This is a genomic window from Micromonospora sp. CPCC 205561 (assembly GCF_036906775.1).
GTDB lineage: Bacteria > Actinomycetota > Actinomycetes > Mycobacteriales > Micromonosporaceae > Micromonospora.
Window position 1 is genome coordinate 1 of sequence record NZ_JBAKHV010000098.1, and the last position, 10,327, is coordinate 10,327.

11 protein-coding genes are annotated in these 10,327 nt (G+C 76.5%); 5 read left to right on the forward strand and 6 right to left on the reverse strand.

Translation table 11 applies throughout. The annotated features are described in order from the left end of the window. Positions 1-228: 228 nt before the first annotated feature. On the reverse strand, positions 229-870 hold the full coding sequence (locus V6V16_RS27365) for a class I SAM-dependent methyltransferase (RefSeq protein ID WP_334566750.1): 642 nt from the start codon (positions 868-870) through the stop codon (positions 229-231). Positions 871-1,100: 230 nt separating this feature from the next. Between V6V16_RS27365 and V6V16_RS27370 the strand changes: the two genes are divergently transcribed. The 3 genes from V6V16_RS27370 to V6V16_RS27380 all read left to right on the forward strand — a co-directional run bounded on the left by V6V16_RS27370 (position 1,101) and on the right by V6V16_RS27380 (position 4,694). Beyond that, positions 1,101-2,321 carry a globin domain-containing protein gene (locus tag V6V16_RS27370; RefSeq protein WP_334566752.1) on the forward strand — a complete coding sequence of 407 codons (1,221 nt, stop codon included), beginning with the start codon at positions 1,101-1,103 and terminating at the stop codon, positions 2,319-2,321. Between the two features lie 219 nt (positions 2,322-2,540). Continuing rightward, positions 2,541-3,764 (forward strand): glycosyltransferase, encoded by a 1,224-nt coding sequence (locus V6V16_RS27375; protein WP_334566753.1) that lies wholly within the window; start codon positions 2,541-2,543, stop codon positions 3,762-3,764. 66 nt (positions 3,765-3,830) lie between these two features. Further along, the gene (locus tag V6V16_RS27380) at positions 3,831-4,694 is read left to right on the forward strand and encodes an alpha/beta hydrolase family protein (RefSeq protein ID WP_334566756.1); all 864 of its coding nucleotides are present in this window, start codon (positions 3,831-3,833) and stop codon (positions 4,692-4,694) included. Between the two features lie 7 nt (positions 4,695-4,701). On the opposite strand, the gene V6V16_RS27385 is transcribed toward V6V16_RS27380, so the two are convergent. Continuing rightward, positions 4,702-6,480 (reverse strand): SpoIIE family protein phosphatase, encoded by a 1,779-nt coding sequence (locus V6V16_RS27385; protein ID WP_334566758.1) that lies wholly within the window; start codon positions 6,478-6,480, stop codon positions 4,702-4,704. A 73-nt stretch (positions 6,481-6,553) separates the two neighbouring features. Continuing rightward, complete coding sequence (locus V6V16_RS27390) at positions 6,554-6,724, reverse strand: hypothetical protein (RefSeq protein ID WP_334566760.1); 171 nt, start codon at positions 6,722-6,724, stop codon at positions 6,554-6,556. A 219-nt stretch (positions 6,725-6,943) separates the two neighbouring features. Between V6V16_RS27390 and V6V16_RS27395 the strand changes: the two genes are divergently transcribed. Next, the gene (locus V6V16_RS27395; RefSeq protein ID WP_334566762.1) at positions 6,944-7,579 is read left to right on the forward strand and encodes a hypothetical protein; all 636 of its coding nucleotides are present in this window, start codon (positions 6,944-6,946) and stop codon (positions 7,577-7,579) included. Between the two features lie 103 nt (positions 7,580-7,682). Here the strand turns inward: V6V16_RS27395 and V6V16_RS27400 are convergent, their stop codons facing one another. The 3 genes from V6V16_RS27400 to V6V16_RS27410 all read right to left on the reverse strand — a co-directional run bounded on the left by V6V16_RS27400 (position 7,683) and on the right by V6V16_RS27410 (position 9,487). Beyond that, complete coding sequence (locus V6V16_RS27400) at positions 7,683-8,210, reverse strand: DinB family protein (protein ID WP_334566765.1); 528 nt, start codon at positions 8,208-8,210, stop codon at positions 7,683-7,685. A 57-nt stretch (positions 8,211-8,267) separates the two neighbouring features. After that, positions 8,268-8,459 (reverse strand): hypothetical protein, encoded by a 192-nt coding sequence (locus V6V16_RS27405; protein WP_334566767.1) that lies wholly within the window; start codon positions 8,457-8,459, stop codon positions 8,268-8,270. Between the two features lie 110 nt (positions 8,460-8,569). Further along, positions 8,570-9,487: a DUF72 domain-containing protein gene (locus tag V6V16_RS27410; protein ID WP_334566770.1), complete on the reverse strand. Its 918-nt coding sequence runs from the start codon at positions 9,485-9,487 to the stop codon at positions 8,570-8,572. Between the two features lie 143 nt (positions 9,488-9,630). Here V6V16_RS27410 and V6V16_RS27415 point away from each other — a divergent pair. Continuing rightward, positions 9,631-10,327: hypothetical protein (locus V6V16_RS27415; protein WP_334566772.1), on the forward strand; the 697-nt coding region annotated here is incomplete at its 3' end.

Consider the following 10,327-nt stretch of genomic DNA (forward strand, 5'->3'; position numbering starts at 1 on the left):
CGGTCGCCTGACCGCGGCCGCGTCCCGGAACCCCGGGCCGGACGGCCCGGGGTCCCGCCGCGTCCGCCGCCGGGACGGGACGGGCGGCCGGTGCCGCCGCGCCGGCCGCCCGAGCCCGCACCGCCGCCGCGCCGGCCGGCGGAAGCCGCCCACCGTGGCGGGCCGGCGGGATGGGACGGGCCGGTCACGGCAGGTCGAACGGCGGGCCCCGGAGGGGCGCTCGCGGGGTCAGTCGCGGGTGGCCACGCCGAGCACGTGCGGAGCGGCCGGGCCGGGCAGCGCGGTCTCGGGGAAGCGGAAGTGGTCCAGTTCGGCGACGGTGAAGCCGCCGGCCCGGATCGCGGCCACCGTGTCGCGGCCCGTATGGCAGCCTCCGCAGAGCAGCGGCCAGAGGGTGGCGTCGACCAGCCGCTGCGCGCGGCGCAGGCCGGGCGTGCGCGCCCGTACGTGCTCGAAGAAGCGCAGCTGCCCGCCGGGCCGCAGCACCCGGTGGGCCTCGCGCAGCGCGGCGGCCTGGTCGGCCACCGAGCAGAGCACCAGGGAGAGCACCACGGCGTCGGCATCGGCTTCGGGCACCGGCAGCGCCTCGGCCAGGCCGTCGGTCACCTCCACCGGCACGGGCGCCCCGGCCGCCGCCTCGCGGGCCGCCGCCCGGAGCCGGGGTTCCGGCTCCACCGCGAGCACCCGCTCCACGGTGGGCGGATAGTGCGCGAAGGTGCGGCCGTTGCCGGCGCCGACCTCGACCACCCGGCCCGCGAGGCCGGCGACGAGCCGGTGCCGGTGGGCGGTCGCGCCGGCCCGGTCCATCGCCACGCTCGCCCGCTGGAACACCCGGGCGAACACCGGGTGGGAGACCGCACCGTCAGACATCGTCGCTCCTCCGACCGGATCGGGCACGGTCCGTCGACCGCGTCGTGTCGGTCGACCGGTTGGGTGTCACGCCCCGACCCTAGCCAACGCCGTCGAGCGCCCACCTCGGTCCGCGGGCGCGGGGTGTGATCCGGACGACCCCCGAACCGGGACCTTCGACCCTGAGAAGGTGTCTCGGGCGCCTGTTCTGCTGTCCGGACAGGAACGGTCCGGCCCAGGAGGAGACAGTCGTGCTCTCGGAGTCCTCAGCAGCAGTGGTGACGGCGACGCTGCCCGCCGTGCGGGCGCACGGCGAGGCGATCACCGGCCGGTTCTACCGGCGGATGTTCGACGCGCACCCGGAACTGCTCGACATCTTCAACCGCAGCAACCAGGCGACCGGCACCCAGAAGGCCGCGCTGGCCGCCGCCGTGGTCGCGTACGCCGGGCACCTGACCGGCGGCGACGGTGCGCCGTGGGGCCCGATCCTGGACCGGATCGCGCACAAGCACGCCTCCCTCGGCATCGCCGCCACGCAGTACACGACCGTCGGGCGCCACCTGCTCGCCGCCGTCGGCGAGGTCCTCGGCGACGCCGTCACCGGCGAGGTCGCCGCGGCCTGGGACGAGGTCTACTGGCTGCTGGCCTGCGAGCTGATCGCCCGGGAGGCGCGCCTCTACACCGCCGCCGGGCTGGCCGAGGGCGAGTCCGGGTGGCGGGACTGGCGCGTCACCGGCCGGACCACGGAGGCGGTGGACGTCGTGTCGTACACCCTGGTCCCGGCCGACCGCGGCGAGGTGCCCACCTTCGTCCCGGGGCGGTACACCTCGGTCGCCGTCGACCTGGGCGGCGGTCGCGGCCAGCAGATCCGCCAGTACAGCCTCTCCGGCCGCCCGGGGGCCGACCACTGGCGGATCACGGTCAAGCGGGTACGCGGCACCGGCGGCGCACCCGACGGCGTGGTCTCCACCTTCCTGCACGAGCGGGTAGCCGTCGGCGACGTGCTCCGGCTCAGCCCGCCCTTCGGCGAGGTCAGCGTGGTGGCCGGGGAGGGCCCGCTGCTGCTGGTCAGCGCGGGCATCGGCCTCACCCCGGCGATGGCCGCGCTGGAGCACCTGGCCGCCACCGAGCCGCGGCGCCCGGTGGTGCTGGTGCACGCCGACCGGGCGGGCGCGGCGCACCCGTTCCGCGGCGAGCTGCCCCGCCTGCACGCCGCGCTGCCCAACCTGCGCACCGCGCTCTGGTACGAGGACCTCACCGACGGCGAACTGGCCGGGGTGGCGGCCGAGGTGGCCGCCGGCCGGGTCGACCCGGCGCTCATCCCGCTCTCCCCCGGCGCCCACGTGCACCTCTGCGGACCGCTGCCGTTCATGAGCTCGGTCCGCGGCGGCCTGCTGCGGCGGGGGGTGCCGGCGGAGCGGATCGCCTACGAGGTCTTCGGCCCGGGCATGCTCCGCGACGAACCCGCCTGACTCCTCGTCATCGACGCGTCACGGCCGGTGGGACGGCGCGCCCCACCGACCGCCCGCGCCCGCGCCGGCGGCCAGCCGTCCCGTCCCGACAACCCCGGCGAGGGCGGTTAGGAGGCAGGGCCCGGGGTAGGGACTCCTGCGGCGGGGTCCGGAGGCGGCGGGAGGCGCCCGGGGGCTCGACCGGTACCCGCCGCCCGGGCCGGCCGATGGAGGAAGCACATGCGTATCGCGATGATCTCGGAGCACGCCAGTCCGCTCGCCGTCGGAGGGGTGGGGGAGATCGGCGGTCAGCACACGCACGTGGCGGAGCTGGCCACCGCGCTGGTCGGCGAGGGGCACGACGTGCGCGTCTACACCCGCCGGGACTCCGACGCGCAGCCCGACTCCGTGTCCACACCGGACGGGTACCAGGTGTGCCACGTCCCGGCCGGTCCCGCGCTGCGGGTGCCCCGGGACGAGTTGCTGCCACACATGGGCGAGTTCGGGCGCTGGCTGGCCGGCCAGTGGCGCGACGGGGAGTGGACACCGGACGTGGCGCACGCCCACTTCTGGCTGAGCGGGCTGGCCACCATGCACGCCGGCCGGCGCGCGGGTGTGCCGGTGGTGCTGACGTACCACACGCTGGGGAGCACGAAGCGGCGGCAGCAGGGCACGGGCGCCCCGGACACCAGCCCGCCGGGCCGGATCGGCTACGAGCGGGCCCTGGGCCGGGGGGCCGACCGGGTCATCGCGCAGTCCCAGGAGGAGATCGGTGAACTGGTCCGCCTCGGCGTGCCCAGGTCCCGGCTGACGCTGGTCCCGGGGGGCGTCAACGAGCGGTTGTTCCGCCCCGACGGCCCGGTCGCCCCGCGCGATCCGGCCCGTCCCCGGATCATCACCGTGGGCCGGATGGTCGAGCGCAAGGGCCTCCAGGACGTGATCCGGGCCATGCCGGCGGTGCCGGAGGCGGAGTGCGTGGTCGTCGGCGGTCCGCCGGCGGAACTGCTTCCGGCGGACGGCTTCGCCCGCCGGCTGCGCGCCCTCGCCGAGTCCTGCGGGGTCGCCGACCGGGTGAAACTGCTCGGCGCGCTGCCCCGGGAGGAACTCGCCAGCTGGTACCGCTCCTCGGACGTGCTGGTGGCGGCGCCCTGGTACGAGCCGTTCGGGCTCACCGCGCTGGAGGGCATGGCGTGCGGGGTGCCGGTGGTCGGCACGAACGTCGGCGGCATCGCCGACACCGTGGTCGAGGGGCTGACCGGGGACCTCGTGCCGCCCCGGGACCCCCGGGCCCTCGGCACCGCGGTCCGCCGGCTGCTCGCCGACCGGGTCCGGCGTTTCGCGTACGCGACCGCGGCGCTGGACCGGATCCGCAACCGGTACTCGTGGAAGCGCTGCGCCGAGCAGCTGAGCATGGTCTACGCCGCGGTCAGCACGGCCGGCCGACACGCCTCGGCGGTGGCGTGACGCCTCCGGCGTGACGCGCGCCACCCTTTGGTTACCCGTCGGTAGCTTGGGCCGTAGCCTGGGGCGGTGAACGCGACGGGGGACCCTCAGCAGGAGTTCGTCGAGGTCGACGGGGCCCGGCTCGGGCTCCAGGTGTACCCGGATCCCGACGGCGTCGCCGACGCGCCGCTGGTGCTGATCACGCCCGCCATGGGGGTCCGGGCACGCTACTACCGGCCGTTCGCCGCCGCGCTGCGCGGCGCCGGCCTGGCCGTGGCGGTGGCCGACCTGCGCGGCACCGGGGAGAGCACCCCGAAGCCGAGCCGCGCCTGCCGGTACGGCTACCCGGAACTGGCCGCCGACGTGGGCGCCGTGCTGGCGGCGCTGAAGGCCCGGCGGGACGGGCGCAGGACGGTGCTGCTCGGGCACTCCCTCGGCGGGCAGGTCGCGCTGCTGCACCTCGCCCTGCACGGCGAACACGACGTCGACGGGCTCGCGCTGGTCGCCGTCGGCGTGCCGTGGTGGCGCAGCTACCCGGGCCTGCGCGGGTACGGCGTGCTGCCGTACACCCAGGGGATCGCCGCCACGGCCCGGCTGCTCGGCGTCTGGCCGGGCTGGGGCTTCGGCGGCCGGCAGTCGCGCGGAGTCATCCGGGACTGGGCCCACACCGCGCGGACCGGGCGCTTCCCGCGCCTTTACGGGGCGGACGCCGAGGCTGCCGTGCGGACGCTGCGCACGCCGGTGCTGGCGGTCAGCGTCGACGACGACCAGTACACCCCGCACCCCACGGTCGACCACCTCTGCGCGAAGCTGGCCGCGGCGCCCGTCGCGCGCGAGCGTTACACCGCGGCGCGGGCCGGCGCCCGGATGGACCACTTCACCTGGGTACGCGCCAGCACGCCGCTGGCGGCCCGGGTGGCGCGCTTCGCCGCGGAACTGCCGGCCCGCTGACCCCCGCTCAGCCGATCCGCAGCGCCAGCAGGGCGATGTCGTCGTCCGGCTCGGTGGTCAGCTCGGCGAGGAGCGCGTCGCAGAACGCCTCCAACGGCAGGTGGAACAGCCGCCCCGCGGCCTCCCGCAGCCGGCCGATGCCCACGTCGATCGGAGCGTCCCGGCGCTCGACCAGCCCGTCGGTGTAGAGCACCAGGGTCGCCCCCGGATCGAGGAGCTGGTCGTGGTCGGCGCGCGGCAGCGGCCCGACGCCGAGCAACGGATCGGGTTCGGTGGCGAGCAGCCGCGCCGTACCGTCCGGCTGCACCAGCACCGGCGGCGGATGGCCGGCGTTGCACCAGGTCAGCCGAGCCCGCCGCGGGTCGCCGGAGGCGTCGGGGAGCCGGACGTGCCCGACCACGGCCGAGGCGAACGTGGACACGCCCAGCCCGTGCAGGGTCCGCTCCAACCCGGCGAGGATCGCCGCCGGCGGCTCCCCCAGCACGTACGCGACGCCGCGCAGGGTGCTGCGGATCTGGGCCATCGCGGCGAGGGCGGCGCGGTCGTGCCCCGTGACGTCGCCGATCACCACCGTGGTGGCGCCGTCGGCGGCGCGGAAGGCGTCGTACCAGTCCCCGCCGACCTGCTCGTGCGCCACCGCCGGGTGGTAGCGCACCGCGATGTCGAGGCCGGCCACCGATGGCGGGTCGGAGAGCAGGCTGCGTTGCAGCGTCTCCGAGGTCCGCCGCTGCTCCCGGTGCACCCGGATCCGGTCGAGCGTCTGCGCGCACTGCGCCGCGAAGGCGCCCAGCACCTCGACCTCGCGCGACTCGAACGGGTGCGGCGCGCGCCAGCCGACGGTCAGCGCGCCCAGCAGGCGCTCCCCCACCCGCAGCGGCAGCGAGGCCCACGCCTGCAGTCCGGTCGTCGCGACGACCTCGGCCATCTCGGCGGCGAAGTCCAGGGCGGCGGCTCGGTCCGGCAGGAAGACCGTCTCGCCGGCGCACGCAGAGACGCTCGGGGGCAGCGGGCCGGTCAGCGGCAGCTCGGCATGGCGGGCGCGGGTGCCGCCGGCGGGGCCGTGGGTGACGGTGAGCCGCGGCAGGTCGCCCTCGTCCCGGACGGCCACGGCGCCGCCGTCGGCGCCGAGCGCGCCGAGGCCGCGTTCGACGACCACCTCGGTCAGCTGGGCGACGCTCTCGCAGCCGGCCAGGTCGGCCGCCAGGTCGACCAGCGTCGCGAGACGACGGTTCGCCACCGCCTGGGCCTCCAGCGCGCCGCGCAGCTCCCGCGCCCGGGCGTACAGGTCGGCCTCGGCCTCCTCCACGCGTCGCCGGAACGCCTCGCCGCGGGCCCGCTCGTCCCTGGTCCGCTGCCGTTGCTGGACGAAGTCCGTGACGTCCTCGGAGCGGTGCAGCAGCAGCACGACCCGACCGTACTCGTCGACGATCGGCACGTTCACCGGGCTCCAGTACCGCCGCGCGAATCCGCCGACGCCGTCGGGGATGTCGTAGCGCTGCAACGCCATCGTGTCCGGGCGTCCCGTGTCCCGGGCCCGCAGCAGGGACGCCCGCAGGTTGGGCACCCCGGTGCCCTCCGGGTCGTCCGGGTTCGCCGGGAACACGGCGAACAGCTCCCGCCCGATCAGCTCCTGCCGGCCGCGCGCGGTGACCCGCAGGTACGCCTCGTTGGCGTCGACGATCATGAGATCCGGGGTGAGCACCAGGTACGGCGACGGCGCGGCGTCGAAGAGCCGCGCGTGGTCCACCGTCGCCCGTGTCGCCACCGGGTCCCGCCCGTCACCCATGCCCCGCCGCTCCCGACCTCGCCGCCGCCCGTACGTCCTCCCGGGCGGCGGTTGCGCCGCCCGGGAGGGGTGCTCACTCGTCCGTCTCCACGGGCACCATCTCGCCGTCCCGCTCCACCCGCGTCTCGCCGCGCTCGGCCGGCGGCGGCACCTGCGCGGTGCTCTTGTGCGGATCGTTGTCCGGGTGCATCAGCACCGCGTCGGTCGACGCGGTCTTCTCCCGGCTCTCCTCGGGCTGCGACATCCGCTCCCCCTATCGGTCGACTGGTCCGTCCGGCGATCTACCCGCCACCGGCCCCGCCGACTCCTGTCGGCCCGTACGGATCGTCGGCACCGGTGACGCCACCGGTTCCCGGTCCCTCCGGGTATCCGCGCCGTTGCGGCGTATCAGCAGGTGACGGGCGGGATTAGCCGACCGGGCGATGGGTATGCCGCACCGCCCGACACGGTGGAAGGGGATCAGATGTCCGAACGGCACACCGCACTGCGCTCGATGCACGACCTGGGCCTGGCGGCCTGGTTCGGGGGCTCCCTGATGGGAGCGTTCGGCGTCAACGGCGCGGCGGCACAGATGAACGATTCGTCCCAGCGGTTGCCGATGGCGTCGGCCGGCTGGGCCCGGTGGACCCCGGTGAACGCCGCGGCGATCGGCGCGCACCTGGCGGGGGCCGTCGGGGAACTGGTGACCGAGAGTCCCCGGGTGGCCGCCCAGGCCGGGGTCGCCCGGGCGAGCACGCTGAAGACCGCACTGACGGTCGGCGCGCTCGCCGTGACCGGCTACAGCCGGCTGCTCGGCATGAAGCTGGAGAAGGCCGGCAACCCACAGGTCGAGGGGGTCACCGAGCCGAACTCGCAGACGCCGTCGAACGTGGCGTCCTGCCAGCGGCAGATGCGGCTGCTCCAGTGGGCGGTTCCGGCGATGACCGGGGCGCTCATCGTGATGACCGCGTACATGGGTGAGCAGCAGAAGCCCGGGGAGGTGTTCCGGGGCATGCTCGGGCGCGTCGGCAGGACGCGCAAGGCGCCGAAGGGGATGGGCGCGCTCATGGCGATGGGCACGGCCCAGCGGAAGCGGATGGCCAGGTCCGGCTGCCGCTGACCGGCGCAGCGTCGGGCGGCGTCCCGCCGGCTCCTCGGCGGCGGGGCGCCGCTCGGCGGGTCCGCGTCCGGACGCGGGTCCGACGGGCCCGCGTCCGGACGTGTCAGGCCCGGTCCGCGGCACGCAGCAGCCGGAGCTGACCGATCTCGGCCACGTTCTTCATCAGTTCGGCGTTCACCCAGCCGATCGTGTGCGCCACGGTGTACGCGGGGTCGTCCTGCCACGGGAACGGCGCGGGGCCGTCGAGGTCGGCGTCGGTGAGCCGTTCGAGCAGCCCGAGCCACTCGGTGCGCAGCCGCCGGAGCCAGGCGACGCACGGCTCGCCCGCGCCCGGCCACCCGACGTCGGTACGCGCCCGCGCCGCCCGCCCCGCGAGGTGGTCCGCGGCCACCGTCCACCACCAGCCCACGTGCCACGTCAGCCAGCCGACGGTCGGGACGGGGACCGGGTCGGGTTCGGTGTCGGCCCAGTCGGGCGTCCAGGCACCGTCGGGGCCGCGCCGCAGCGTCCAGCAGTTCGCCGCCGGCTCCCAGAGGAAGTCGGCGACGTCGAGTCGTTCGAGGTGGTATTCGAACAGCGACCACGTCAGGTCGAACTGCCAGCGCAGCAGGGCCCGGGAGGATGAGGACACCGGGGCATCATCGCCCCAGGCCGAGCCCCGGTCGACCGGGTTTCGGCCCGGCCGCCGTCAACCGGCGACGCCGTCCTCCGCGGCCGCCTCGGAGGGGTCCGACACCACCGGGTGCCCGGTGTCGTCCACCAGCCCGGGTGCCATGCTGCCGCCGTGCGCGTCCTGCGCCTCCCGGGTCTCCCGCGCCGCCTCGTCCCGCGGTACGTCCGGCGTGCCGGTCGCGGAACGCTCCTGCCGCTGCTCACCCATTGCCGCCCCCTCCGTCGTCGCCGGGAGCGGTACCCCGGCCGTGGGCGGGAAAACCCTCCCGCCCACGGCGAGCGCGACCTGACACGGGGCGGTCGCCGCGCACCCGACGGTCACGGGGCCGAGCCGGCTCCCGCCCGCGCGGGGTCGCGCCCCACCGGCCGCACCCCCAGCAGCTCCGCCAGCCGGGCCGCGTCGCGCTGGGCCTGGTCGCCGCAGCAGTTGTTGAACAGCACGTGCAGTTCCCCGGCCTGCCCGGCCAGCTCGGCCAGCAGCTCCGACCAGCGGCGCAGCTCCTCGTCGCCGTACGCGTAGCGGAACTTCTCCTGCTTGTCGCCGGTCTCCCAGGCGGTGCTGTGCCCGTGGAAGCGGACGACCGCCAGCTCCGCCGTGGCGTACAGGATGGGCGGCACCGACGAGGGGTGCCCCTGCGGCATGTCGACGCAGACGAACGACAACCCGTGCTCCCGCAGGAACGCCAGCGTGTCCACCGCTGCGGTCTCCTCGAACCAGGAACCGTGGCGCAGCTCGACGGCGACCCGCCACGGCCGGCACCGTTCGGCCAGCTCGACGATGCGTCGTTCCGCGGCCGCCCCACGGGCCAGCCACGGCGGGAACTGGAGCAGGACCGCGCCGAGCCGGTCGGCCGCCGCGATCGGCTGCAACGCCGCCCGGAACCGGTCCCACAGCTCGTCGTACGCGGCGGCCGGCAGGTCGCGGCGGCGGATCCGGCTCGGGCCACCCGCCGGCCGCAGGTCACGCGGGAGCACCGCCACCGGCGTCGGGTGCCCGGTGAAGAGGCTGAACGCCTTGACGTCGAAGGTGAAGCCCTCGGGCGTGGCGTCGACCCAGCCCTGCGTCGTCTCGGGCACCGGCACCGCGTAGTAGGAGGTGTCCACCTCCACCATGGGGAAACGCCCGGCGTAGAAGTCGAGCCGGCCCGCCGGGGTTCTCGCCGCGCGCGGATACCAGCCGGAGCGCAGCAGCATCTGGTCCGCCCAGGACGACGTGCCCACCTTGATCACACCCATGTGGTTCAGTGCACCGCGGACCGGACGAATCGGCAACCGCTGGCGGAAACCGCTCAGCGATGCCTCGTCGGGCGGCCGAGGCCCGGCGTCGCGTCCGGGGTGGGTGTGACGTCCCGGCTGCCGGTGGCGCTGAGGGACACGAGATGACAGCGCACCGGATGGACCACCGGACCGTCGAGCGGTTGCTCGGCGGTCTCGTCGTCGAGCCGCGCGACGGTTCACATCCCGTCGCGGCGGTGCTGACGGCCGCCCGCGCCGCGCCCCGCGCCGAGGAGTTGACCGGGGAGGACGCCGCCGTGCGGGCGTACCGGCTGGCGCGGGCGGGGACGCCCCTGCCCGTGCCGGGCCCGCGCCGCCGCCCCGCGCTCGCGCGCCTCGGCGTACGCGCCGCGCTGGCCGGCGGCGCCCTCGCGCTGACCGGCGGCGTGGCCCTCGCCGCCACCGGAGGGGTGCCGCAGCCCTCGCCGCGCCCGCCGGCCCCCACCGCCACCGACGCGCCCGCCACCGCCACCGACGCCTCCCCCGCGGCGCCTTCCGACCGACCGCCCGCCCCGACGGACGGGGTGGACGGCCGACCCGCGCCGGACGAGTCGGTGCTGCGGCTGTGCCGGGCGTACCGCTCCGGCGCCGACCCGGGCCGGTCCCCGGGCGACCCGGTCCCCGAGGAACTGGCCGAGGCCGCCGGCGGCCGGGACGAGGTGGCCGGCTACTGCGACCGGGTGCTGGCCGGCGACCCCGGGCGCACCGGCCCACCCGGCGCCCCGGGCGACCGACCGGGCGCCGGCCCACCCGGGGGCGGCCCGGTGGGCCGGGCCACCGGGCCGCCCCCGGGTGGGCCGG

What these genes read in the sequence shown, in the direction of transcription:
- V6V16_RS27365 (WP_334566750.1), bottom strand. Translation starts at nt 870, where the DNA reads ATGTCTGACGGTGCGGTCTCCCACCCGGTGTTCGCCCGGGTGTTCCAG.
- V6V16_RS27375 (WP_334566753.1), top strand. Translation starts at nt 2,541, where the DNA reads ATGCGTATCGCGATGATCTCGGAGCACGCCAGTCCGCTCGCCGTCGGA.
- V6V16_RS27385 (WP_334566758.1), bottom strand. Translation starts at nt 6,480, where the DNA reads ATGGGTGACGGGCGGGACCCGGTGGCGACACGGGCGACGGTGGACCAC.
- V6V16_RS27390 (WP_334566760.1), bottom strand. Translation starts at nt 6,724, where the DNA reads ATGTCGCAGCCCGAGGAGAGCCGGGAGAAGACCGCGTCGACCGACGCG.
- V6V16_RS27395 (WP_334566762.1), top strand. Translation starts at nt 6,944, where the DNA reads ATGTCCGAACGGCACACCGCACTGCGCTCGATGCACGACCTGGGCCTG.
- V6V16_RS27405 (WP_334566767.1), bottom strand. Translation starts at nt 8,459, where the DNA reads ATGGGTGAGCAGCGGCAGGAGCGTTCCGCGACCGGCACGCCGGACGTA.
- V6V16_RS27410 (WP_334566770.1), bottom strand. Translation starts at nt 9,487, where the DNA reads ATGGGTGTGATCAAGGTGGGCACGTCGTCCTGGGCGGACCAGATGCTG.